The 24,254-nt window shown below is 72.1% G+C and carries 22 protein-coding genes; 17 read left to right on the forward strand and 5 right to left on the reverse strand.

Translation table 11 applies throughout. From position 1 onward, the window contains the following. The 3 genes from ACTWPW_RS54825 to ACTWPW_RS54835 all read left to right on the forward strand — a co-directional run. Positions 1-372: ABC transporter permease (locus tag ACTWPW_RS54825; protein WP_443173675.1), on the forward strand; the 372-nt coding region annotated here is incomplete at its 5' end. Beyond that, entirely contained in the window at positions 348-1,058 is a 711-nt protein-coding gene (locus ACTWPW_RS54830; RefSeq protein WP_375112141.1) for an ABC transporter ATP-binding protein, read from the forward strand. The genes ACTWPW_RS54825 and ACTWPW_RS54830, both read left to right, overlap by 25 nt. Before the next feature lie 207 nt (positions 1,059-1,265). After that, complete coding sequence (locus ACTWPW_RS54835; protein WP_443173676.1) at positions 1,266-2,594, forward strand: lanthionine synthetase LanC family protein; 1,329 nt, start codon at positions 1,266-1,268, stop codon at positions 2,592-2,594. A 47-nt stretch (positions 2,595-2,641) separates the two neighbouring features. On the opposite strand, the gene ACTWPW_RS54840 is transcribed toward ACTWPW_RS54835, so the two are convergent. Then, on the reverse strand, positions 2,642-4,555 hold the full coding sequence (locus tag ACTWPW_RS54840) for an Ig domain-containing protein (protein ID WP_443173677.1): 1,914 nt from the start codon (positions 4,553-4,555) through the stop codon (positions 2,642-2,644). A 316-nt stretch (positions 4,556-4,871) separates the two neighbouring features. On the opposite strand from ACTWPW_RS54840, the gene ACTWPW_RS54845 reads away from it, so the two are divergent. From ACTWPW_RS54845 to ACTWPW_RS54865, 5 genes are all read left to right on the forward strand, one after another. Beyond that, positions 4,872-6,764, forward strand: a complete 1,893-nt coding sequence (locus ACTWPW_RS54845; protein ID WP_443173678.1) for a glycoside hydrolase family 127 protein — start codon at positions 4,872-4,874, stop codon at positions 6,762-6,764. A 12-nt stretch (positions 6,765-6,776) separates the two neighbouring features. Further along, complete coding sequence (locus tag ACTWPW_RS54850) at positions 6,777-8,147, forward strand: ABC transporter substrate-binding protein (protein WP_443173679.1); 1,371 nt, start codon at positions 6,777-6,779, stop codon at positions 8,145-8,147. Between the two features lies 1 nt (position 8,148). Then, a complete protein-coding gene (locus tag ACTWPW_RS54855; protein WP_364122488.1) occupies positions 8,149-9,048 on the forward strand; it encodes a carbohydrate ABC transporter permease in 900 nt (299 codons plus the stop codon). Next, entirely contained in the window at positions 9,045-9,950 is a 906-nt protein-coding gene (locus tag ACTWPW_RS54860) for a carbohydrate ABC transporter permease (protein ID WP_443173680.1), read from the forward strand. Before ACTWPW_RS54855 ends, ACTWPW_RS54860 begins: the two co-directional genes overlap by 4 nt. Positions 9,951-10,062: 112 nt before the next feature. After that, entirely contained in the window at positions 10,063-10,878 is an 816-nt protein-coding gene (locus tag ACTWPW_RS54865; protein WP_443173681.1) for a hypothetical protein, read from the forward strand. Between the two features lie 86 nt (positions 10,879-10,964). Here ACTWPW_RS54865 and ACTWPW_RS54870 read toward each other — a convergent pair whose 3' ends face one another. The 3 genes from ACTWPW_RS54870 to ACTWPW_RS54880 form a co-directional block, all read right to left on the reverse strand. Beyond that, positions 10,965-11,525, reverse strand: coding sequence for an ATP-binding protein (locus ACTWPW_RS54870; protein ID WP_443173682.1), 561 nt, complete (start codon positions 11,523-11,525; stop codon positions 10,965-10,967). Between the two features lie 10 nt (positions 11,526-11,535). Beyond that, a complete protein-coding gene (locus tag ACTWPW_RS54875) occupies positions 11,536-11,940 on the reverse strand; it encodes a hypothetical protein (protein ID WP_375112149.1) in 405 nt (134 codons plus the stop codon). Between the two features lie 201 nt (positions 11,941-12,141). After that, a complete protein-coding gene (locus ACTWPW_RS54880) occupies positions 12,142-12,684 on the reverse strand; it encodes a helix-turn-helix domain-containing protein (RefSeq protein ID WP_443173683.1) in 543 nt (180 codons plus the stop codon). Between the two features lie 101 nt (positions 12,685-12,785). Here ACTWPW_RS54880 and ACTWPW_RS54885 point away from each other — a divergent pair, with 101 nt between their 5' ends. Then, on the forward strand, positions 12,786-14,024 hold the full coding sequence (locus ACTWPW_RS54885; RefSeq protein ID WP_443173684.1) for a benzoate/H(+) symporter BenE family transporter: 1,239 nt from the start codon (positions 12,786-12,788) through the stop codon (positions 14,022-14,024). A gap of 107 nt (positions 14,025-14,131) precedes the next feature. On the opposite strand, the gene ACTWPW_RS54890 is transcribed toward ACTWPW_RS54885, so the two are convergent. Further along, positions 14,132-15,160 carry a LacI family DNA-binding transcriptional regulator gene (locus ACTWPW_RS54890; RefSeq protein WP_443173685.1) on the reverse strand — a complete coding sequence of 343 codons (1,029 nt, stop codon included), beginning with the start codon at positions 15,158-15,160 and terminating at the stop codon, positions 14,132-14,134. A 446-nt stretch (positions 15,161-15,606) separates the two neighbouring features. Between ACTWPW_RS54890 and ACTWPW_RS54895 the strand changes: the two genes are divergently transcribed. From ACTWPW_RS54895 to ACTWPW_RS54930, 8 genes are all read left to right on the forward strand, one after another. After that, positions 15,607-16,119: a flavin reductase family protein gene (locus ACTWPW_RS54895; protein WP_375112153.1), complete on the forward strand. Its 513-nt coding sequence runs from the start codon at positions 15,607-15,609 to the stop codon at positions 16,117-16,119. A gap of 17 nt (positions 16,120-16,136) precedes the next feature. Next, complete coding sequence (locus ACTWPW_RS54900; RefSeq protein WP_443173690.1) at positions 16,137-17,048, forward strand: glutathione S-transferase C-terminal domain-containing protein; 912 nt, start codon at positions 16,137-16,139, stop codon at positions 17,046-17,048. Continuing rightward, positions 17,045-18,364 carry an NtaA/DmoA family FMN-dependent monooxygenase gene (locus ACTWPW_RS54905; protein ID WP_375112154.1) on the forward strand — a complete coding sequence of 440 codons (1,320 nt, stop codon included), beginning with the start codon at positions 17,045-17,047 and terminating at the stop codon, positions 18,362-18,364. Before ACTWPW_RS54900 ends, ACTWPW_RS54905 begins: the two co-directional genes overlap by 4 nt. Continuing rightward, positions 18,361-19,569, forward strand: coding sequence for an LLM class flavin-dependent oxidoreductase (locus tag ACTWPW_RS54910; RefSeq protein WP_443173686.1), 1,209 nt, complete (start codon positions 18,361-18,363; stop codon positions 19,567-19,569). The genes ACTWPW_RS54905 and ACTWPW_RS54910 overlap by 4 nt, the downstream gene beginning before the upstream one ends. Continuing rightward, positions 19,566-20,672 carry an LLM class flavin-dependent oxidoreductase gene (locus ACTWPW_RS54915; protein ID WP_443173687.1) on the forward strand — a complete coding sequence of 369 codons (1,107 nt, stop codon included), beginning with the start codon at positions 19,566-19,568 and terminating at the stop codon, positions 20,670-20,672. The genes ACTWPW_RS54910 and ACTWPW_RS54915 overlap by 4 nt, the downstream gene beginning before the upstream one ends. Further along, positions 20,669-21,766: an LLM class flavin-dependent oxidoreductase gene (locus ACTWPW_RS54920; protein WP_443173688.1), complete on the forward strand. Its 1,098-nt coding sequence runs from the start codon at positions 20,669-20,671 to the stop codon at positions 21,764-21,766. The genes ACTWPW_RS54915 and ACTWPW_RS54920 overlap by 4 nt, the downstream gene beginning before the upstream one ends. Then, positions 21,763-23,373, forward strand: a complete 1,611-nt coding sequence (locus ACTWPW_RS54925) for an ABC transporter substrate-binding protein (protein ID WP_375112158.1) — start codon at positions 21,763-21,765, stop codon at positions 23,371-23,373. The genes ACTWPW_RS54920 and ACTWPW_RS54925 overlap by 4 nt, the downstream gene beginning before the upstream one ends. Beyond that, positions 23,370-24,254: ABC transporter permease (locus ACTWPW_RS54930; RefSeq protein WP_443173689.1), on the forward strand; the 885-nt coding region annotated here is incomplete at its 3' end. The genes ACTWPW_RS54925 and ACTWPW_RS54930, both read left to right, overlap by 4 nt.

Consider the following 24,254-nt stretch of genomic DNA (forward strand, 5'->3'; position numbering starts at 1 on the left):
CTCGTGCTGATCTACATCCACACGCACAACGGCTTGCGCAGCATCGACAGCCGCTACGTGGAGCTGGCCGAGACGGTCGACCTCGGGCGGGCCGCGTTCATCCGGAAGGTGGTGCTGCCGGGGGCGCTGCCGGGCTTCCTGCTCGGGCTGAGGTTCGCGGTCACGACGGCCTGGCTGTTCCTGGTCGTGGCCGAGCTCATCAACTCCACCAGCGGCATCGGCTACATGATGGACCTGGCGCGCACGTACGGGCAGACCGACGTGATCCTCGTCGGCATCGTGCTGTACGGCCTGCTCGGGCTGTTCTCCGACGCCGCCGTCCGGCTCGTGGAGAGGAGGGCGCTGTCGTGGCGACGGACGTTGGCGAGCTGATCCGCGTCCGGGGCCTGACCCGCGGGTACGGCGACCGTACCGTGCTCGACGGCCTGGACCTGGAGCTGGCGCCCGGCGAGTTCGTGGCGCTGCTCGGCCGCAGCGGCTCGGGCAAGAGCACCCTGCTGCGGGCGCTGGCCGGGCTGGACGGCGACGTGGCGGGCGGCGGGACGGTCGAGGTTCCCGGCGAGGTGTCGGTGGTCTTCCAGGACGCCAGGCTGCTGCCCTGGCAGCGGGTGCTGCCCAACGTGATCCTCGGCCTGCCCGGGGCGGAGCGGCGCGGCCGGGAGAGCCTGGCGGAGGTGGGGCTCGCGGGGCGGGAGCGGGCCTGGCCGAACGAGCTGTCCGGGGGCGAGCAGCAGCGGGTGGCGCTGGCGCGCTCGCTCGTACGCGAGCCCCGCCTGCTCCTGGCCGACGAGCCCTTCGGCGCCCTCGACGCCCTGACCAGGCTCAGGATGCACGGCCTGCTGCGCCGCCTGTTCGAGCAGCACCGCCCGGCCGTGCTCCTGGTGACCCACGACGTTGACGAGGCGATCGCGCTGGCCGACCGCGTGCTCGTGCTCGACGACGGCAGGATCGCGGCCGAGCAGCGGCTCGACGCGGGCACGGACCCCGCCGGGACCCGGGCCGAACTCCTGCGGGCGCTCGGGGTGACCCAGGACGGACGACGGGAGAAATCCACGTGAGGCGACTTGAGCGGGGGCCGGGCCGGGTGGAGCATCGTCACTACGGGGGCCCCGCACCCGGGGGTGCGCGGGTTCGCCGAGGCGGTGAGCGCTGTGGGACAGTTGTGAGGGCGACGCGCCGGTCATCGACCGCCGGGACCGGCTCGCCGATACGCGGCATCCTCGGTTTTCCGATTATTCCTACTCAAGTTATGGGAAAATAGGGCCATGAGCCTGGAAGAGACGCGCGCGTCCAGCGCCCGTGCCGACTCCCCGCTGACCGCCGCCATCCTGGCCGGCAGGTGGATCCGATCGGCCGCGATCGACGACGAGCGCGGACGGCGGTGGCTGGCCAATCCCGACTCGCGCGGCGCGTCGGCGGTCACCCCCGAACCCTGGTCCCTCTACTCCGGGGCGGCCGGCATCGTGCTGTTCTTCCTGGAGCTGGCCGCCGCCACGGGACATGACGCGTACCTCGACGACGCCCGGGCCGGCGCCCGCCGGCTCGCCGCCACCTGGCGCGAGCAGGACGACCTGTCCCTCTACCACGGGCTGACCGGCGTGATGATCGCCCTCATGGAGGCGGGCTGGACGCTCGGCGAGGCGGAGTTCGAGGCCGAGGCGGCGGCGATCGCCGACCTGATCGTGAGCCGGGGCCGGGCCCAGGGCGACGGGGTGCAGTGGTCGCGGGATCCGGCGCAGCGCGGCGAGGGCGGCATCATCCTCGGGCTGCTGCGGGCCGCCACGCACCTCGGCGTGCCCGCCTACGAGGCGGCGGCGGTCGAGGCGGGCCTGCGCATCGCCCGGCTGCCGGTGCCGGGGCACCGCTTCGGCGACTGCGCGGACCTGCCGGTCGACGCCGTCACGCCCGGCTTCCTGGCCGGCACGTCCGGCACCGCGTTCCTCCTCGCCCGCCTGTACGGCGTGACGGGCGAGGAGCGCTTCCTGCACGCCGCACGCAGCGGCGCCGCCTTCGTCCGCGAGGTCAGCGTCGTGACCGGGGCGTGCGCGGTGGTGCCGCACCACGTGCCGCACGCCCGCGGCCTGCACTACCTCGGGTTCTGCTCCGGGTCGGCGGGCGTGGCCCGGATGTTCTACGAGCTGCACCGGGTGGGCGGTGAACCGGGCGACCTGGAGTGGGCGGAGCGGCTGGCCCGCGGCATCGTGCGCAGCGGGGTGCCGCGGCGCCGTACCGAGGGTTACTGGAACGTCGCCTGCCAGTGCTGCGGCACGGCCGGTGTGATCGAGCTGTTCGTCGGCCTCTGGGCCGCGACCGGCGACGAGTCCCACCTCCAGTACGCCCGCACGCTCGCCGCCGACCTGATCGGCCGCGCCACCGACCACAACGGCCAGGGCTACCGCTGGTACCAGGCCTACCGGCGGCTGCGCCCGGGCGAGGTGACGGCCGACACCGGCTACATGGTGGGCGCGGCCGGCATCGGCGCCGCCCTGCTCCACCTGGACGCCGCCGGGCAGTCCGCCGACCCGCGCCGGGTCGTGCTCCTGCCCGACAACCCGTTCCCCGCCATCCCGCTGCCCGCCTCGGCCCTCGGCTGAGGGCCCAGTAGGCCAGTAGGCCAGTAGGCTCAGGAGGCTCAGGAGGCTCAGGAGTACGCCTTCACCTCCAGCAGCCCGACCGACCCCGAGCCGCTCTGCAGGACCGCCCTGAGCCGGGTCGTGCTGACCGCGCCGAACGTCACCCGGTTGTAGGCGTTGACCGCGGTCGGGTAGGTGCCGGGGATGTCCGCGTACGCGGTGCCGTTCCAGTACTGCAGCTTCCACGAGGCCGGCAGCCGCACGCCGCCGTTGTCGTCGAAGAAGTACACCTCGGCCGAGCGCAGCGTCTGCGCGGACGGCCAGGTCAGCTCGGCCCACTGCGTGCCGGTCTGCGGCCACGTGCCCCAGCGGCGGTTGACCGTGTCGTTGGACGACGGCGGGTCGATGCCGTCGTTGAGCGCCGCGACGCTCTCCCAGGCCGAGGTGTAGGAGGCCGACGGCGTGGCGCCGGTGGCCAGGTTGGCGGCGGGGCTGCCGCCGACATTGAGGGTGAAGGCCCTGGTCACCGGGGCGCTGAGCCGGTCGTAGTCGCGGAGCTGGACGGTGAAGGTGGCGGAGCCGGCCGCGGTCGGGGTGCCGGTGATGGCGCCGGTGAAGCGGTCGAGGCTCAGCCCGGCGGGCAGCGCGCCGCCGGTGACCTGCCAGTCGTAGAACGGCACGCCGCCCCTGGCGGCCAGCGTTTGCTGGTAGGCGGTGCCCGGCGTGGCCTGGGGCAGCGAGGTGGTGGTGATGGACGGCTTGAGGAACGGGGTGAGGTTGCGGTTGAGCTTCCAGCCCGCGTTCTCGGCCACCAGCAGGGCCAGCTTGGTCAGCATCCACCTGCGGGTGGGGAACAGGTGGGTCCAGCCGCCGCTCTGGCCGCTGAGACGGTCCCAGTTGGGCTGGTCGCCCGGGATGTGGTAGCTGCTGTCCAGCGGCACCGCGCGGCCCTGGTACTCCACGACGTCGGGGTCGTTGCCGCCGCCCTGGACGTAGGAGCGCATCCCGGCCCAGTCGCTGTGGAAGGCGACGGAGTGGCCGTACTCGTGCATGACCAGGCCGTGCACGTCGAGCACCGAGCCCTGGATCTCCGTCCGGTACCAGTCCTCGTCGGCCAGTGAGGTGAACAGCTGCTTGTTCGCCTCGTCGTACTCGAGGATCATCGCCGTGGAGCGGTGCAGCGGGCCCGGGAGCTGCTGGCCGCCCCGGGTGCTGTAGCGGCCATTGGCGGCGGGGTAGCCGGTCGAGTACGGGGTCTGGATGCCGCGGAAGAAGACGTACATGCCGTTGTAGGCGGTGTTGTTCGTGACGTTGATGGTGTTCTGCCAGTCGTTGCCCGGCAGGTGGTTGGGCTCGGCGCCGGCCGCGACGGTGTCGAAGGGCTGCATGTCGAAGAACCGGAACCAGTCCTTGACCGCCTCCTCGGCGGCCGTGCGCACGCCGGTGTCGTTGAAGTAGCCGGTGATGGTGTCGTAGCGGTAGTCGAAGGCGATCGGGAGCGACGGCTGCAGCGCCGTCTTCTCGTCCTGCTGCACGAAGATGGGCATGGACTGCTGGTACGTCGCCCCGCCCGCGTCCCTGATCGACAGCCGCAGCGTGTGCTGCTCGTCGGCCCCGGGGCCGCGCTTGGAGTGGATGGCCAGCCGGAAGACCTTCTGCTCCGACGCGTTCGCGAACGTCAGCGTCTTGGTCGCGCCCGTGGCCGTGAGCTGGCTGGGCAGGTCCATCATCAGCCGGGACGTGCCCTCGGCCTTGAGGTCGATGGTGACGGGGAAGCGCACGTCGGCCGGCGGCCGGACGGTGAGCTCGACGTAGGGGTTGGCGAGGTAGCCCTGCCAGTCCACCAGCTTGACGCCGTAGGCGTTGACGGTCCTGCCGAACAGGTCCACGACCGTGGCGGTCGGGGCGGCGTGCGCGGGCGGTGGCGGCCCGGCGACGAGGAAGGACACGAGTAAGGCGGCCACGACGGCCAGTCGTCCCATGGCGGAAACCTTTCTCCCGGGGGTGCGCGGCGGCCCTCCTGGGCCACCGGAGCGAAAAAAATGAAAGGTTTTCGGAGCAAAGCTCACCGGCTGGAGGTCTGTCAAGGGCCTTTCATGGCTTGCAGCAACTGGCAACGTTCTGATAACGATGAAAGGTTTTCGGCCAATCCGGTTGCACCCGTCCCGGTCCTGCGGGAGCAAGGAGGGGCAACCGTTTTCCCGCGAGTGCGCCGCACACGCGGATCTATTGACTAGTGCTGTATCACATCTTACATTGCGGGCCAGGAAAACCTATTCCCAGTTTTCAGGGAGCACGATGTCTGACCTCAGGGACCGCGTCCGCGGCCCGCTGGCACCCTCCACCGGCGTTCAACGGCCACTGGGCATCGACGACGTCGAGATCGAGGGAGGTCCGTTCGGTCGCTGGCAGGCGATCAACCGGGAGGCGAGCATCCCGCTCGGCCTCGAACAGATGGAGAAGTCGGGCGCGGTGCCCAACCTGAGGCTGGCGGCGGGGGAGGGCGGCGGGTCCTTCCAGGGATACCGGTTCCAGGACTCCGACCTGTACAAGCAGCTGGAGGCGGTCGCCTGGGAGCACAGCCGGCTCCCGGACGACGCCTATCGCGCCTTCGTCGCCGAGTCGGCCGCGCTGCTGGCCCGCGCGCAGCGCCCCGACGGCTACCTGAACTCGCACTACCAGATGGTCAAGCCGGACAAGGTCTTCGCCGAGCTGGAGTACAGCCACGAGATGTACTGCGCCGGTCACCTCTTCCAGGCGGCCGTGGCCGCGGCGCGGGCCGGGTGCGGCGAGGAGCTGCTGGCCGTCGCGCGGCGGTTCGCCGACCTGCTGGTCGAGCGGTTCCTCGTCGGGGACGACGACGGCATCGACGGGCACGCCGAGGTGGAGACGGCGCTGGTCGAGCTGTACCGGCTCACCGGGGAGCGGCCCTACCTGGAGCTGGCGAGCAAGCTGATCGACAACCGGGGCAAGGGCCTGATCGCCGACAGCGGCATGGGGCCGCTCTACGCCCAGGACCACCTGCCCGTACGCGAGGCCGACACCGCGGTCGGGCACGCCGTGCGCCAGCTCTACCTGGAGGCCGGCGTCGTGGACGTCGCCGTCGAGACCGGGGACGAGGAGCTGCTGGCCTGCTCGATCCGCCGGTGGGAGGACCTGGTCGCCACCAAGACCTCCATCACCGGCGGGCACGGCTCGCGCCACGACGGGGAGGCGTTCGGCGAGCGCTACGAGTTGCCGCCCGACCGCGCCTACAACGAGAGCTGCGCCGCCATCGCCGCCGTCCACTGGAACTGGCGGCTGCTGCTGGCCACCGGCCACGGCCGCTACGCCGACCTGATCGAGCGCACCCTCTACAACGCCTTCGCCGCCTCCACCTCCGCCGGGGGCACCCGCTTCTTCTACGTCAACCCGCTGCAGCGCCGCGCCGACCTGTTCGAGGACGCCTACCTGGGCCGGCGCCGGGAGTGGTTCGCCTGCGCCTGCTGCCCGCCGAACATCATGCGCCTGGTCTCCTCGCTCGGCCACTACGTCGCCACCACCGACGACGAGGGCCTGTCGGTGCACCAGTACGTGCCGGGCACGATCCGGGCCGGCGGCATCACTCTCGCCGTCGAGACGGACTACCCGTGGGACGGCCGCGTACGGTTCACGGTCCGCGCCACCCCGGGCGGCGAGTGGACGCTCAAGCTGCGCGTACCCGCCTGGAGCGCGCCGGGCGAGCTCACCCCGAACGCCGACGGGTACGCCGAGCTACGCCGCGCCTGGAAGCCGGGCGACACCTTCACCCTCGACCTGGACCTGACGCCCCGCCTCGTCCTGCCGCACCGCAGGATCGACGCGCTCCGGGGCTGCGCCGCGATCGAGCGCGGCCCGCTCGTCTACTGCTTCGAGCAGATCGACCAGACCGCCGACCTGGAGGACCTGGCGCTGGTCCCGGACACCCGGCTGCGCGCCGGGCGGCGCGACCTGCCCGGCCTCGGCAGCACCGTGCTGATCGAGGCGGACGCCGTCCGCCTGCCGCCCGCGCCCCCCGAGGGCCTGCCGTACACCCCGCAGAACACCCCGCAGAACACCACTGCCCCCACCGACCTCCCGGCCCGCACCCCCGTCACCGTCACGGCCGTTCCCTACTACCAGTGGGACAACCGCGACGGCGGCGTGATGCGGGTCTGGACACCCCTCTCGTAAGGAACACGCACCATGAAGAGAAGAGACCTGTTGAGGATGGGCGGCCTGGCCGCCCTGGGCGCGGCCGCGGCGGCCTGTGGCTCGGGGGGCGGCACGGGCGCGGCGGGCGCCACCGAGCTGCAGTTCATGTACTGGGGCTCGACGTTCGAGAAGGCCGCCATCGAGAAGATGCTCAAGGCCTTCGAGCAGAAGAAGCAGGGCGTCAAGGTGAAGCCGGTCTTCACCCCCGACGAGTACGACGTCAAGCTCAACAGCCTGGTGGCCGGCGGCAAGACGCCGGATCTCGGCTACGTGCCGATGTCGATGTCCTTTCGCCTGGCCGAGCAGGGCAACCTGGTCAACCTGTTCCCGTACCTGCAGAAATATCCGCAGCTGGCCGGCTACCTGCCGGACGCCTACCTCTGGTACGGGCCGGACAAGCTGCACGGCGTGGCCACCGCCAACGAGATCGAGCTGCTGTGGTACAGCAAGTCGGCCATCGCGCAGGCGGGTGTCGCCCCGCCGCCCGCCGTGGCCTCCTCGGCCTGGTCATGGGACCAGCTGGTGGAGAACGCCTACAAGCTGACCGTCGACCAGAACGGCAAGCACCCGGACGAGTCCGGCTTCGACCCCAAGCAGGTCCGCCAGTTCGGCATCTCGATCAGCGTCACCTACGCCGCCGCCTGGTACGGCTTCCTGCGCAGCAACGGCGCCGACTTCGCCGACGAGGCCGGCAAGAAGTGCCTGCTGGACAGCCCCGAGGCGATCCAGGTGTTCCAGAACCTGCAGGACCTGATCTACAAGCACCGCGTCGCCCCCGGCCCCGGCCAGCTCGCCGCGACCGGCGACGACGTGCCGGGGACGAACATCCTGCTCAAGACCAAGCGGGTGGCGATGGTCGTGGACGGCCACTGGGCGCTGCTCGACATGAACGAGAGCAAGGTCGACTACGGCATCGGCGTGCTGCCCAAGTACGCCGAGCCGTTCACCACCTCGCAGGTGGCGGGCGCGTCCTCGGTGTTCAGCGGCACCAAGCACGTGGAGGAGGCGGTCGAGCTGTTCGCCTTCCACATCGACCCGCAATACGTGGACCTGTACAAGCAGGGCCTGTGGATGCCCCAGGAGCGCAAGTACTACGAGGACCAGGCCGCCATCGACTCCTGGACGAAGAACGACGGCCACCCGCCGGAGTTCCGGACGGCGGTCGTCGACTACGCCCGCGACCACGGCGTGCCCGACCTGCGCAACCGGGTCAAGAACCTGTCCGCCATCTCCAGCGACGTGCTGACGCCGGCGCTGCAGGAGATCGAGTCCGGCAAGAAGCCCGCCGCCGAGACCCTCAAGGCGATCACCCCCAAGATCACCGGCATGCTGCAGGGCTGGCAGCACACCCAGGAGCCGTGACATGGCCGGCATGTCGGGCCAGCGCCGCATGGAGCGGCGCTGGGGCCTGCTCATGGCGCTGCCGGCCCTCCTCGGATTCGTGATCTTCACGGCGGGGCCCATGGTCGCCTCGCTCGCGTTCAGCCTGACGGACTGGCAGGTGGGCGGCACACCGGCGTTCGTCGGGCTCGGCAACTACACCGAGCTGGCCGGGGACGAGCTGTTCTGGAAGTCGCTCAGCGCCACCACGTACTACACGCTCGGCGCGGTGCCGCTGGTGCTGATCGTGTCGTTCGCGGTCGCCATGCTGCTCAACCAGAAGGTACGCGGCCTGCCGATCTGGCGGACCATCTTCTACCTGCCCACGCTCGTGCCCGCGATCGCGAACGTGGTCCTGTGGATCTGGATCTTCAACCCGGACTTCGGGCTGCTCAACTCGCTGCTGCGCCAGGCCGGCCTGCCGACCGGGCAGTGGATCTACGACGAGGCGATGGCCATCCCCTCGCTGATCGTCATGAGCACCTGGGGCTTCGGCAACACCATGGTGATCTTCCTGGCGGGGCTGCAGGGGGTGCCGCGGCACCTGTACGAGGCCGTCTCCATCGACGGGGGCGGCCCGTGGCGGCGCTTCTGGCACGTGACGCTGCCGATGATGACGCCGACCATCTTCTACAACCTGGTCGTCGGCGTGGTCGGCACCTTCCAGGTGTTCAACCAGGCGTACGTGATGACCGAGGGCGGCCCCAACAACGCCACGCTCTTCTACGTCTACTACCTGTTCCGGATCGCGTTCAAGGAGAGCGAGATGGGTTACGCCAGCGCGCTCGCCTGGGTGCTCTTCATGATCATTGTGGTGATCACGTTCCTGCTGTTCAGGAACGCCCGCCGCTGGGTCTACTACGAGATGGCAGGTGCCCGATGACCGCCGTCGAGGCGCCGCCCCGGAGCCCGCGTACCGGACGCGTCGCCCCCACCGCCGGACTGCGCGGACGGCGCAGGTACGGCAAGGTGCTGCTCTACGTGGCGCTCGTCGCCGGGGCGGTGCCGACGCTGCTGCCGTTCGTGTGGCTGGTGCGCAGCGCGCTCATGCAGGACGCCCAGATGTTCGTCGCGCCGCCCGAGTGGATCCCCTCGCCGTTCCAGTGGTCCAACTTCACCGAGGCGCTCACCGCCCAGCCGTTCTGGCTGTACTTCGTCAACACGGTGATCATCGCGGTGATCAGCGTGCTGGGGACGGTGCTGACCTGCTCGGTGGCCGCCTTCAGCTTCTCCCGCCTGCGCTGGCGGGGCCGCAACGTGGCGTTCGCGGTGCTGCTGAGCGGGGTGATGCTGCCGTACGCGGTGACGCTGATCCCGACCTTCGTCATGTGGCAGGAGCTGGGCGCGCTGGACACCTACCTGCCGCTCACCGTGCCGAGCTGGTTCGCCGGGGCGGGTGGCGGGGTGTTCAACGTCTTCCTGCTGCGGCAGTTCTTCCTGACGATCCCGTTCGAGCTGGACGAGGCCGCCTACATCGACGGCGCCTCGCCCTGGCGGGTCTTCTGGACGATCGTCATGCCGCTGTCGAAGCCCGCGATCGTGGTGGTGACGATCTTCACGTTCATCGGGACCTGGAACGACTTCCTCGGGCCGCTGCTCTACCTCAACGACGAGGAGAAGTACACCCTCTCCCTGGGCCTGGCCTCGTTCCAGAGCATCTACCTCACCCAGTGGGGCTACCTGATGGCCGCCTCCGCCGCCGTCATCGCCCCGATCATCGCCCTGTTCTTCTTCCTGCAGCGCTACTTCATCGAGGGCGTCACGCTCACCGGCATCAAGAACTGACAGGAGCCTCCCATTCAACGCAGAGGCGCGGATGGGCAGGATGGACACCGGCCGGGGCATCTGACATGATCACCGTCCGGCTCTGACCCCGTGGCGGGGGGTGGTGGAACCCGTGCTCCGACCGGTCGCCATCGTGACGGCGCTCGCACTCGGCTTGGCGATCGTGCTCACGTCCGCCAACAAGGTGGCTCCGCGGTGGGAGGTGTGGGCGTCTCTCGCCTTGGCGCTCACCGTCGCCTCCGGCTCCGTCTTCGCCTATGGCGTCCAGCGCTGGAAAGATCTGACGGCCCTGCGCTCCATGCGCGTCCGCGAGTTGCTCCGCCCGCTGGGCGCCCTGCTCCTGCTGGCCCTGCTGCTGCTCGTGCTCGCTCTGGTCCTGTCCCCGAGCGCCCGTGCGGGCTGGCGGGGCTGGGGGCTCTCGACGATCGCGTGTGTGGGCGCCCTTCCGGCCACGGTGACGATGTTGGGCATCCTCCGGTCGGCCGAGGCGCCGGAGGGCGGACCAGGAACGCGGGTGGCCACGCTGGTCGCCTTCCGGCGGCTGCTCCGGCGGCTGCTGGGCGCCGTCGGCTCGCTGGTGGCGCTGGCGACGCTCGCGCTCGGCGCCTCTCCCGCCCCGTTGTCGTCACCAGGGGTCGTCCTGATCTTCGGCGGCACCGGATCGCTGCTGGTAGCCCTGGCGTACGTGCCGGCCCGTGCCGCGCTGCGGGAGGCCGCCACCCGTCTGTGCGACGAACTGCTGCCCATCGGGGACGCCCACGACGCCGCGACAGTGCTCAGCCGGGCCGAGGAACGCGCGAAACTGGAGCAGGTCCTGGAGATCGACCACAACGTCATGACCGACTTGCAGACGGGCCTGGTGATCGTCGGGCCGCTCCTGTCCAGCGCCGCCGCCGCGTTCCTCCCCGGATCCACCGGGGCAGGATGAAAGGCGGCCCGGAACTCCAGAGCTCCGGCAAACCGCGGTGGCCACCGCGAGATCCTGGCCGCAACGGCTCGGCGGCGCAGCCCGCCTCAGTGAGCCGGCGGCGGGTTGCGCCGGCCGGCCGTCACGCCGACACGCGACGGGTCGCCGTTGTGCCGGGCTCGGTGGTGGAAGCGCAGGTGCAACCGGCTGGTGCCGTCGCTGTCGTCGAGACTGATCTCGTCACACAGCTGCCGCAACAGCCAGAAGCCGACTTCCCGGCCGGCGAGCAGGGCCGGTTCGGCGTCGACGGTCCAATAGGCCATGGTCAACGCGCCGGTAACGTCCACGAACTCCAGGCTGACCCCGCCCGGGTCGCTCCAGGCGATCAAAGTGCCGCCTTCGCCGTGGTCCAGCACCTTGCCGGCGGCCTCGCTCGCCGCGATCACCAGATCCGTCAGCCGCTTGCCGGTCAGGCCGGCACCGGTGCCGAAGGCGCGCACGCCCACCCGCAGAGCGGCAAGATCGTCCGTGATCGGCCATTCCAACCGGAAGCCCGGCAGCACGTCGACCGCCACCTTTCGCCAGCGGGTCCATCCGTCACGCAAATCCTTGCCCTCCCGGCGACCCGATACACGCGCACGGCACGTGATCTGCGGCAATACCGGCATCCGGGGCATCTCATCCGCGAAGGCGCTCGCGCCGCGCCGGGCGAAGCCGGCCCGGGGCCGGCCCGCCGGCTCCGCGGCCAGGCGATCCTGGAGCAGCCCGCCGGACACGCGCGACCGCGCTCGCGGCGGTCCCTCCGGCAGACCCCCGGCCGACCCGCCGCAGGACCCACCGGCCCGACCGGCTCCGCAGGACGCGTCGGCCGGCGGTCTGTGACGAGGCCTTGGCGAGTCCGGGCAGCAGGGGCCAGATCCGCCGCGCTCCCGTCGCCAGCTCGCGCACGCCACCGGCCGCGCCGCCCGGATGCCGGCGCAGGAAGACGCTGACCTCCACGACGGCCCAGCCGAGCAGCGCCAGGCCCAGCACGGCCTCCACGGCGCAGACGGCCGCGAGTGCGAAGATGACAAAAGTGATCATTGCGACGGCTCCGGGTGCCGCCTGCCAGGTGTTATCGATGGGTTCACTGACCCGAGTCTAGATTCGCCCCGCGCGCAGATCCGGCCGCCCGCCACCGAGCCGGGCGGATCTTTGCCTCGCCCGTCAAGATCCTTTGCCTGGTCCGGGTTTACCCTGCGCCGGATCGTCAAGCGACGTCGGGTGCGGGGTGGAGCCGGTGGCTCAGGTCTGCCGGGGGGAACGGATCAGCAGGGTGGCCAGCACTTCGTCCGGGCCGACCGTGCTGTAGACGTGGGGGACGTCGGCCTGCCAGGAGATGTGCTCGCCCGGCGCGGCGAGCAGGGGGGCGTCGGCGGGGCCGGCGCGCAGCACGCCCGCGTGGACCGTTACGTGTTCGGTCACGCCGGGGGCGTGGGGTGGCGAGTGTTGCACGACGCCCGGGCGGACGCGCATGCGCAGCAACTCGAACGTTACGGTCGGCTCCTCGAAGACCTCCAGCAGTGTGGCCGTCACGGCGGCGCCCGGCACCTGGACGGCCTCCGCGGGCGGCGCGCCGGGCTCCAGGACCAGGGTCGTCAACGGTACGCCCAAGGCTCCCGCCACCGCGTAGAGCGTCTCCAGCGTCGGATTGCGGGTGCCCAGCTCCAGGCCGGACAGGGTGGCCTTGCCGATGCCGGCGCTGCGGGCCAGCGCCGACAGGGAGATGCCGCGGGCCTCCCGCAGTCGCCGCAGCCGGCTCCCGATGTTCATGTCACCGCCGTCCACGCGGCAATCATCGCATTCCGCCGCCGGGCTTGTTCCCTGGTGGCGGCGTGGCTATGGTACGTTCCGTAAACGGAACGATCGGGCGAGGCTGAGGAGCGGGCGTGCGCGTGCAGGCCGTCATGGCGGGGCTGATCAGCGCGGTGGTCGGCTACGCCAGTTCGTTCACCGTCGTGCTCGCCGGGTTGCGTGCCGTCGGGGCGACGCCGGGGCAGGCCGCTTCCGGGCTGCTCGCCCTCTGCTGCGGCATCGGGGTGGTGGCGGTCTTCCTCGGGCTGCGATACCGCATGCCGATCAGCATCGCCTGGTCCACCCCCGGCGCGGCACTGCTGGTGGCGACCGGTCCCGTGCCCGGCGGCTTCCCGGCCGCGGTCGGCGCGTTCATCGTCTGCGCCGGGCTCATCGTCCTCGCCGGCCTGTCGCCCTGGCCGGCCCGGGCGATCGCCGCCATCCCGCGCCCGATCGCCGGTGCCATGCTGGCGGGCGTCATCCTCAGCCTGTGCACCGCCCCGATCCGCGCCGTCGTCGACATCCCGCTGCTGGCCGTGCCCGTCGTCCTGACCTGGGCGGTGCTTCTGCGGTACCTGCGGCAGTGGGCCGTTCCCGGCGCGCTCGTCGTGGCCATCATCGCCATCGCGGTGCACGAGCCCGGCAACGGCCTGTCCGGCGCGGCGCTGAGGCCCGCGGTCGAGTTGACCACCCCGACGCTGAACCTGTCCGTCGTGGTGAGCATCGCCATCCCGCTGTTCCTCGTCACCATGGCCGCGCAGAACGTCCCCGGCATGGCGGTCATGGCGACCTACGGGTACACGCCGCCCCTGCGCCCGGTCCTCCTCGCGACCGGCCTGGCGAGCGCGGCGGCGGCGCCGTTCGGCGGTCACGCCGTCAACCTGGCCGCGATCACCGCCGCGCTGACCGCCGGCCCGGACACCCACCCTGACCCCGGCCGCCGGTGGATCGCGACGGTGGCCCTCGGCGCGGGGCAGCTGGCGCTCGGCCTCGGCGCCGGCCTGGCCATGGCCCTGGTGCTGCTGTCCCCGCCCGTGCTGGTCGTCGCGGTGGCCGGCCTCGCGTTGCTGCCGGCGCTCGGCTCGTCGCTGGCCGGCGCGGTGACCGAGCCGGAGGGGCGGGAGGCGGCGGTGGTCACTTTCGTGGTCACCGCGTCGGGGATGACGATCCTGAGCATCGGCGCGGCGTTCTGGGGCCTAGTCGCGGGCGGCCTGACCGCACTCCTGCTGCACAGGCGACCACCGTCGAAACAGCAGTCGTCAGCCACCTCGGAACCCGGGGCGGAGCCTCCCGTGGACCGGTTGGCCGGTATGTCGGCCGATCGGCCGTCGTAACGGAATGACTGCGGCACCGCGCTGGGGTGAGATCCGGCGCGCACCGTGGCGACGTCCAGGCGCCGCGCGCCCCAGCTCGACGCGCCTGGCACTGAGAGGCGGGGCGGTCAGGTGCTGCGGCGGGTGGAGGCTCGGGGCACGAGGGTGGCGGGGACGGTCAGCACCCCTCCCGGGGCCGGCCGGCCGGCGATGGCGTCGAGGAGGTGGCGGGCGGCGAGGCGGCCGATCTCGCCGAGGTTCATGTCCACGGTGGTCAGGGGTGGGCGGCAGCCGAGGGCCATCGGCTCCCAGTTGTCGAACCCGACGAGGGCCACGTCGTCGGGCACCCGCCGGCCCGCCTCCCGCAGCGTCTCGGCGACCCCGCGGGCGATCTGGTCGCTGCCGCAGAAGACCGCGTCCACGTCGGGGGCCGCGTGCAGGAGGATGTCGGCGGCCTGGCGGCCCCATTCCTCGCTCCACTGGCCGAACAGCAGCTCGCCGGCCGGCTCCAGGCCGGCCTGCGCCAGGACCGTGCTCAGCCCGCGCGCCCGGTCGCGGGCGGCCTGGAACCGCTCGGGGCCGGTGACGTGCCCGATGCGGGTGCGGCCGGTCGCCAGGAGGTGGCGGGTGGCCAGGGCGCCGCCGCCCTCGTCGTCAGGGATGATCGAGATGTCGGACTCGTCGGCGGACCTGGTCATCGCGTAGACGACCGGGACGGGCAGGTCGCGGCCGATGCTGGGACGCGGCTCGGTGCGCCGGCCGGTGACGATGACGCCCTCGACCCGCCGGGCCAGCAGGCGGTCCACGTAGTGGCGCTCCCTGATGGGGTCGTCCCGTGTGTCGCAGAGGAACACCGAGATCTGCCCGGACCCCAGGGCGTCCTCCGCGCCCAGCATCACCGGGATGCTGAAGCGGCCGTAGCTGTCGCCGGTGACGAGGCCGACGGTGTAGGTGCGGCCCGCGAGCAGCCCCTGGGCCAGGGGGTTGGGGCGGAAGCCGAGGCGTTCGGCGGCGGCGAGCACCCGGTCGCGGGTCTCGTCGCGCAGCCGGCCGCGGCCGTTCAGCGCCTTGGAGGCGGTGCCGATGGAGACGGCCGCGGCCGCCGCGACGTCCCGGATCGTGGCCGGCTTCGCCGCCCGCTCTGAAGGGGTGGCCAATGAGCTGGTGCCTTTCGTCCGCCCGCAATGGTATATGACACTCTACAGTTAGCTGTAGAGAAACCCTTTTCTCGCCCCGGCAGAGGCTATTTCCCTCAAAACCAGTAGGAAATATTGACTTCTCCGGTGTTCCGGCTTAGCGTCGATGACATGAGCCAGGGCTTCCTCCTGACCGGGCGCCCGCACGTGGACTACGGCCACGTCACCACCGCCCAGTGTCGTTGATCACGGACCAGTAGCCGCGGCGTGGCCCCGCCCGCCGCCTCCACCCTCGTGCTCCGGCGTGGCCGACGCAGCCCACGCCTCCGCTGACGAATTCCCCGACCGCGCTCGTGCCACCCCAGGGCGCCGCGCGAGCATGCCTTCCTTCGTGAGGAACCTCCCGTGATCTCAACCAGGTCCGTCCCGCCGTCCTCCCGCCGCGACCCCGAGAGGAGGGGCCGGGCATGACGGACACCATGCCCGGCCGCGCCGTCGCCGCCGAGCCGTTCCGGCGGGCGCTCGCCGTGCACGCCAGCGGCGTCGTGGTGATCACCGCGCAGAACGACGGCATCCCCGTCGGCCTGACGGCCACGTCGTTCTCCTCGGTCAGCCTCGAACCGCCCCTCGTCTCCTTCTACGTCGACCAGTCCTCGACGACCTGGCCCTGGCTGCGCACCGCCGACCACTTCGCGGTCAACATCCTGGCCAGCGACCAGGCCGAGGTGGCCGCCAGGTTCGCCACCAAGGGGGTCGACCGGTTCGCCCCGCCCACCCGCTGGCGGCCCGGGCCGCTCGGCGCGCCGCTGCTGCAGGACGTCTCCGCCCACCTGGTCTGCCTGCCGTACGAGACGGCCGAGGTCGGCGACCACGTGCTGGTCGTCGGGCTGGTCGCCGAGGTGGACCTGCACAGCACCGGCCGACCGCTCCTCTACCACCAGGGCCGGTTCGGCCGGTTCCTGCCCCACCCCGAAGACTGATCATTCCGGAGTTGAGTGTGACCGTAACCACCGGCACTCCGATCTACGCGAGTCCCGTCGACCACGTCTCCTACGGCCAGTACGGCCCCGGCCGCCTGCACCTGTCGGCGGGCTGGACCCGCCCCGTCTATCCCTTCCAGGACCGGATCACCGCCGACGGATCCAGCGGCTACCGCGCCGAGCCCGGCCGCTACCACCTCTACGCCGCTTGGGTCTGCCCGTACGCCCAGCGCGTCGCGATCGTCCGCAAGCTCAAGGGGCTGGAGGAGGTGATCTCGCTCTCGTACGTGGACGACGAGCGCGACGGCCGCGGCTGGGCCTTCCGGCAGCGCCGGGGCGCCGACCCGGTCAACGGGTTCACGCTGCTGGAGCAGGTGTACGACGCCACCGAGAAGGGCTACCCGGGCCACATCTCGGTGCCCGTGCTCTGGGACCGGCGCCAGGGCCGGATCGTCAGCAACAACTTCCCCGACATCACCATCGACCTGGCCACCCAGTTCGAGGAATGGGCGACCACCTCCGCCGACCTCTACCCGGAGCCGCTGCGCCCGGAGATCAACAAACTGAACGCCTGGCTCTACCACGACGTCAACACCGGCGTCTCCCGCGTGGCCCGCGCCGCCACCGGCGAGGAGCGCGCGGACGAGCGCCGGCGGGTGCTGTCCGCGCTGGAGCGGCTGGACGAGCGGCTGGCGGGGCAGCGGTTCCTGACCGGGGACACGGTGACCGAGGCCGACGTGCGGCTGTGGGTGACGCTGGCCAGGTTCGACTCGGAGTACAACCGCGACCACCTCATCAGCGAGGGGGACCTGTCCGGGTTCGAGCACCTGTGGGGCTATGCCCGCGACCTCTACCAGCGGCCGGCCTTCGGCGAGACCATCGAGGCCCTGCCCGCCGAGTGGAACACCCCGCACGGGCGGGGCCGATGAGCCGCAAGCAGATCCACCTGGCCGCCCACTTCCCGGGCGTGAACAACACCACCGTCTGGACCGACCCCCGCTCCGGTAGCCAGATCGACTTCGCCTCGTTCACCCACCTGGCCAGGGCGGCCGAGCGCGCCAAGTTCGACTTCTTCTTCCTGGCCGAGGGGCTGCGGCTGCGCGAGCTCAAGGGCCGCATCCACGACCTGGACGTGGTGGGACGGCCCGAGTCGCTCACCCTGCTCAGCGCGCTGGCCGCGGTGACCTCCCGCCTCGGCCTGGCCGGCACGGTCAACGCCACCTTCAACGAGCCGTACGAGCTGGCCCGGCGCCTGTCCACGCTCGACCACCTGAGCGGCGGCCGGGCCGCCTGGAACGTGGTGACCACCTCCGACGCCTTCACCGGCGAGAACTTCCGCCGCGGCGGCTTCCTCGACCGCGCCGACCGGTACGAGCGGGCCGCCGAGTTCGTCCGCCTGTCGCGCGAGCTGTGGGACTCCTGGCGGCCGGACGCCGTCCTCGCCGACCAGGCCACGGGCCGGTTCGTACGGGAGGGCGGCATCGGCACGGTCGGGCACCACGGCGCGCACTTCTCCGTCGAGGGTCGCTTCACCCTGCCCCGCAGCCCCCAGGGGCATCCGGTCATCATCCAGGCGGGCGACTCGGACGAGGGCAGGGAGTTCGCCGCCGCCACCGCCGACGTGATCTTCACCGGGCACGGCACGCTGGAGGACGGCAGACGCTTCTACACCGACGTCAAGCGCCGCCTGGCCCGGTACGGCCGCGAGCCCCACCAGCTCAAGATCATGCCCGGCGTGACGTTCGCGCTGGGCGACACCGAGGAGGAGGCCGCCGAGAACGCCGCCGCCATCCGGCGCCGGCAGGTCGGCCCGCAGACCGCGATCGCCTTCCTGGAGCAGGTGTGGGGTCGTGACATGTCGGCCTACGACCCGGACGGTCCGCTGCCGGAGGTCGAGCCGGAGGTGTCGGAAGGCGTCTCCCAGGGCCGGGTGGCGATCAAGGACCGCGCGGCCGTGGCCGCCAAGTGGCGGGCGCTGGCCGCCGAGAAGGGGCTGACGATCCGCGAGCTGGTCATCGAGGTGACCGGGCGGCAGACGTTCGTCGGCACCCCCGCCACCGTGGCGCGGCTGATCGACGAGCACGTGCAGGCCGACGCCGCCGACGGCTTCATCCTCGTGCCGCATCTGACCCCGGGCGGGCTGGACGAGTTCGTGGACCGGGTGGTGCCGCTGCTGCAGGAGCGCGGCTCCTTCCGTACCGACTACACCGGCACCACCCTGCGCGAACACCTGGAGCTGGCATGACGTTGCACCTGGCCGTCGCGCTGGACGGCGCGGGCTGGCACCCGGCCGCCTGGCGGGAGCCGACCGCCGCGCCGCGCGCGCTGTTCTCCGCCCGCTACTGGGCCGGGCTGGTCGCCGAGGCCGAGCGCGGGCTGCTCGACTTCGTCACCATCGAGGACGCCCTCGGCCTCCAGACCGACCTGCCGGACCGCCCCCGGAACGGGGACGGCACCGGCCTGTCGGACGGCTTCCCGGACGGCGCGGGCGAGCAGGCCGGGCACGTGCGCGGGCGGTTCGACGCGGTGCTGCTGGCCGCCCGGCTGGCGCCGCTCACCCGCCGGATCGGGCTGGTGCCGACCGCCACCACCACGCACACCGAGCCGTTCCACGTGGCCATCGGCATCGCCACGCTCGACCACATCAGCGGCGGCCGCGCGGGATGGCGGCCGCAGATCTCCTGGCGCGCCTCGGAGGCCCGCCACTTCGGCCGCAGGGAGTTCCCGCCGATCGAGCCCGGCGTCGCCGACCTGTCGGTGGTCCCGCACGTACAGGACCTGTTCGCCGAGGCCGCCGACGCCGTGGAGACGGCGCGGCGGCTGTGGGACAGCTGGGAGGACGACGCCGAGATCAGGGACGTGGCCACCGGCAGGTTCGTCGACCGGGACAAGCTCCACTACGTCGACTTCGCCGGCCGGTTCTTCTCGGTCAGGGGGCCCTCCATCACGCCCCGGTCGCCGCAGGGCCAGCCGGTGGTGACCGCGCTGGCGCACGCCCGGCTGCCGTACGAGTTCGCTGCCGCCAACGCCGACGTCGTATACGTCACGCCGCACTCGGCCGAGCAGGCCAGGGCGATCGTGGCCGAGATCAGGGGGCTCTCCGCCGAGGTGAAGGTCTTCGCCGACCTCGTCGTGTTCCTGGGCGACGACGCCGCCGCCCGCAAGGCACGGCTCGACGAGCTGGACGGGGCCGAGCTCAGCTCCGACGCCGCGATCTTCACCGGGAGCGTGGCGGAGCTGGCCGCGCTGCTGCTGGAGTGGCAGCGCGCCGGGATCCAGGGGTTCCGGCTGCGGCCGGGGGCGGTGCCGTACGACCTGCGGCAGATCGCCTCGGGCCTGACGGCCGAGCTGCGCTCGCGGGGGGCGTTCCGGAGCAGGTACGAGGCCGACACGCTGCGCGGGCTGCTCGGCCTGCCGCGCCCGGCGAGCCGCTACGCGGAGGCACGATGAAATTCCTGCTCATCACACTGATCACGCACACCGACGGCAGGCCGGCCACGGAGCGTTTCCGCGAGGTCGTCGGCAACGCGGTGCTGGCCGAGGAACTGGGCTTCGACGGGTTCGGGGTGGGGGAGCGGCACGAGCGCCCGTTCATCTCCTCCTCGCCGCCGGTCGTGCTCAGCCACATCGCGGCCCGGACGTCCAGGATCCGGCTCTTCACCGCCGTGACCACGCTGAGCCTGCTCGACCCCGTACGCGCCTACGAGGACTACGCCACGCTCGACCACCTGTCGGCCGGGCGGCTGGAGCTGATCATCGGCAAGGGCAACGGCGCGGCCCAGGCCAAGCTGTTCCACGTCACCGCCGAGGACCAGTGGGAGCGCAACCGGGAGGCGTACGAGCTGTTCCGCCGCCTGTGGCGGGAGGACCAGGTCACCTGGAGCGGCCGCTTCCGCCCGTCGCTCACCGACGCCGAGACCTGGCCGCGCCCGCTGCAGCGGCCGATCCGGGTCTGGCACGGGAGCGCCACCAGCAAGGAGTCGGTGGACCTGGCCGCGCGCCACGGCGACCCCCTCTTCTCCGCGAACGTCACCCACCCCGTCGAGCCCTACGCCGAGCTGATCGACCACTACCGGGAACGCTGGGCGCACTACGGCCACGACCCGGGCCAAGCGCTGGTCGGAGCCGGTTCGGCCGGCTACTACGCGGCCCGCACCTCGCAGGAGGCCGTCGCCGCCTACCGGCCGATCTTCGACGCCCGGGTGGCGTTACAGCGCCGGCTGGGGCTGCCGGTCGTCTTCCCGACCCTGGAGGACGCGATCGAACGGAGCTCGATCCTGGTGGGCAGCCCGCACCAGATCATCGACAAGGTGCTGCGCTATCACAAGCGGTTCGGGCACGAGGTCATGCACCTGCACGCCGACGCCGACGGGCTCACGGCGGGGCAGCACCGGGCGACGCTGGAGCTGTTCCAGTCGGAGATCGCCCCCGTGCTCCGGGCCGAGATCCCCAGCCGCCCGTTCCCCGCCCCTGTCCCCGCCGGCGCGGCCGGGGATCCCGCCGCCGATGCCTCCGTTGTCGCCGCCGGCACCGTCGCGGGAGGAGCCGCATGACGCTGTCCATTCTCGACCTCGCTCCCATCAGCTCGGGGAGCACGGCCGCCGACGCGCTGCGCAACACCATCGACCTCGCCCGCCGGGCCGACGAGCTGGGCTACCGCCGTTACTGGCTGGCCGAGCACCACTTCGCCCCCGGCGTGGCCGGCTCGGCCCCCGCCGTGCTGATCGGGCTGGTCGCGGCGGCGACCGGCACGATCCGGGTGGGGTCGGGGGCGGTGCAGCTCGGGCACCAGACGCCGCTGTCGGTGGTCGAGCAGTTCGGCCTCATCGACGCGCTCCACCCGGGCCGCATCGACCTCGGCATCGGCCGCTCGGGTCGGCGCCGGTCCGAAGCGGCCGCCGCACCGCCCGGCGCCGCGGAGCGGCCAGGGTCCCGGATCGTGGACGGGCTGCTCATCCCGCCGCCGTTCGACTTCTCGAAGCTGGCCGCGCACCCGCACCTCGCCCACTACGCGACCCTGCTCCAGCAGCCCGGCGCGCGGACGCCGGACTTCGCCGACCAGATCGACGACGTGCTCGCCTTCCTCAACGGCACGCACGACGCCCACGCCGTCCCCGGTGAGGGCGCGGACGTGCAGGTCTGGATCCTGGGCAGCAGCGGCGGCCAGTCCGCCCAGGTCGCCGGGGAGCGCGGATTGCCGTTCGCGGCCAACTACCACGTCAGCCCGGCGAGCGTCCTGGAGGCGGTGGAGGCCTACCGGGAGGCGTTCAAGCCGTCGGACGACCTCGCCGAGCCGTACGTCATAGTCTCCGCCGACGCCGTCGTCGCCGAGGACGAGGCCACGGCGCGCGAGCTGGCGAGCCCGTACGCCCTCTGGGTGCGCAGCATCAGGACCGGAGCGGGCGCGATGCGGTACGCGACGCCCGCCGAGGCCGCCGCCCACGTCTGGAGCGAGGCCGACCGGGAGCTGGTCAAGGACCGCGTCGACACCCAGTTCGTCGGCACGCCGGAGCAGGTCACCGAGCGGCTGCGGGTGCTGCGCCGGGTGACCGGGGCCGACGAGCTGCTGGTCACCACCATCACCCACGACCACGACGACCGCGTGCGCTCGTACGAGCTGCTCGCAGAAGCCTGGAACCGCCCGTGAACCGCCTCACCCACGCCTCCGCCGCACTCCTCGTCGCCCTGGCGGTGACCGGATGCGGCGCCGAGGCCGCCGAGCAACCCGCGCCCGCCTCGCTGACCTGGGCCATCGAGACCCAGCCGATCACGCTCAACCCCCAGCAGTGGGCGCAGAACAAGGTCCGGCTGCTCGTGTTCAACCAGTTCGACGCGCTCCTGTCGCGGGCCGCGGACGGCTCGTTCGGGCCCTGGCTGGCCACGTCGTGGCAGGTCTCGGACGACGGGCTGACCTACACCCTCCGGCTCCGCGACGACGTGACCTTCCACGACGGGAGCAAGTTCGACGCCGCCGCCGTCAAGGCCAACCTCGACCAGTTCCGCGTGCCCGGTTACAACCCGGCCGTGGCGGCGATCCAGCTCCGGGCGTACGAGGGGGCGAAGGTGCTGTCGCCGACGACGCTCGAGATCACGCTCAAGGAGCCGGACGCGCTCTTCCTGGACTTCCTCGCCTCGCCCTACGCCGGGCAGATCTCGCCGAAGTCGCTCAAGAGCGCCAAGGACCTCAAGTTCGGCGGGCCCGACCTGGCCGGCACCGGGCCGTTCATCCTGGACCGGTACGTGCAGGGCCAGGAGATCCACTACCGCCGCAACCCCGCCTACAACTGGCCGCCCGCCGGCGCCGCCCACCAGGGCCCCGCGCACCTGCCGGAGATCACGTACCGGTTCCTGCCCGAGGCCGCCGTCCGCGTCGGCGCGCTCACCTCCGGGCAGGTGCAGGTCATCGAGGGCGTCCCGGCCACCGAGGTCGCCCTCATCAAGCAGGACCCGGCCCTCACCCTGCGGACCGCGCTCAACTCCGGCACCTCCTTCTCCTACTACTTCAACACCTCCCGCGCCCCCTTCGACGACCAGCGCGTACGGGAGGCCTTCCGCGAGGCCGTGAACGTGGACACCGTGCTGCAGTCCGTCTACCAGGGCACCGCCACCAGGGCCTGGAGCATCGTCGGCAAGGCCGGCCCCTTCTACGACCCGGGCCTCGAACGCGCCTTCGGCGGCGACGTGGCCAAGGCCAACGCGCTGCTCGACGAGGCCGGCTGGAAGCAGCGCGACGCCGAGGGCTTCCGGGTCAAGGACGGCAGGCGGCTCACAGTACGGACGGTCGCCTCCGCGCCGTTCGTCCGCGACCGGCGCGACATCCTCGCCCAGGCCATCCAGGCCCAGGTCAAGCAGAACGCCGGGATCGACTTCCAGGTCAAGATCGTGGACCAGGGCACCGCGCAGAAGGCCCTCGACGAGAACGAGTACGAGATCTTCGAGAACTCCCGGGGCGACTCCGACGCCGGCGCGGCGCTCAACCTCATCCTGCCGCGCGGCGGCGCGATCAACCGTACCCACTTCGCCGACGACCGGGTGGACAAGTGGCTCGCGGAAGCCGGTGCCGACGCTGACCAGGCCAGACGCAAGGAGCTGTACGCCAGGGTGCAGCGGGCGGTGGTGCTGGAGAAGGCGATCGTGTTCCCGATCTACGTGCCCGCCGACCAGATCGCGGCGCAGAAGAGCGTGCAGGGGCTCGGGTTCCACCCCGCCTCCGGCACGCCGGCCGGGGCCTACGACGTACGGATCGGGACGTGATCAAGCGGCTCGGCACCGGGCTGGCCGTCCTGTGGGCCGCCGCCACCGCCTCCTACCTCGCGGTGCTGCTGGCCCCCGGTGACACCGTCGACATCCTGGTCGGCGACGGGCCCGACACGCCCGAGATCCGGGCCAGGATCGTCGCGGAGTGGGGGCTCGACCGGCCCGAGATCGTCCAGTACGTGGCCTACCTGTGGCGGCTGGTGCACGGCGACCTCGGGCGGTCGTACCAGCTGCAGCGCGGTGTCGGCGAGATCCTGGCCACGCAGGTGGGACCGACGGCGCAGCTCACGCTGGCGGCGGCCGGAACCGGGGTCACGCTGGCCGCCGTCATCGCGCTCGTCACCGCCGGGCGGGGGCGGCTCGCGCGCGGCGCGGCCTCCGCCGCCGAGCTGGTGGCGGTGTCGGTGCCGCCGTTCCTCATCGGGATCGTGCTGCTGTCGGTGTTCTCGTTCACGCTCGGCTGGTTCCCCGTCTCGGGCGCGGCCGGCCCGCGCGCACTGGTGCTGCCCGCACTCGCGCTGGGGCTGCCCATCGCCGGGGTGCTCGGCCAGGTGCTGCGCGGCGGGCTGGAGCGGGCGCTGGAGCAGCCGTTCGCCGTCACCGCCCGGGCGCGCGGGCTCACCGAACGCGCCCTGGTCGCCCGGCACGCGCTCCGGCACGCGCTGATCCCCGCCGTGACCCTGGCCGGCTGGTTCACTGGCGCCCTGCTCGGCGGGGCGGTGATCACCGAGGTGCTGTTCGGGCGGCCCGGGCTCGGCCGCGTCGCGATGGACGCCGTCACGGGGCGCGACATGCCGGTGGTGATGGCGGTCGTCCTGCTGTCGGCCGTCGTGTACGTGACCATCAGCACGCTGCTCGACCTGACCTACCGCCTCATC

The organism is Nonomuraea sp. KM90, assembly GCF_052246675.1.
Lineage (GTDB): Bacteria > Actinomycetota > Actinomycetes > Streptosporangiales > Streptosporangiaceae > Nonomuraea.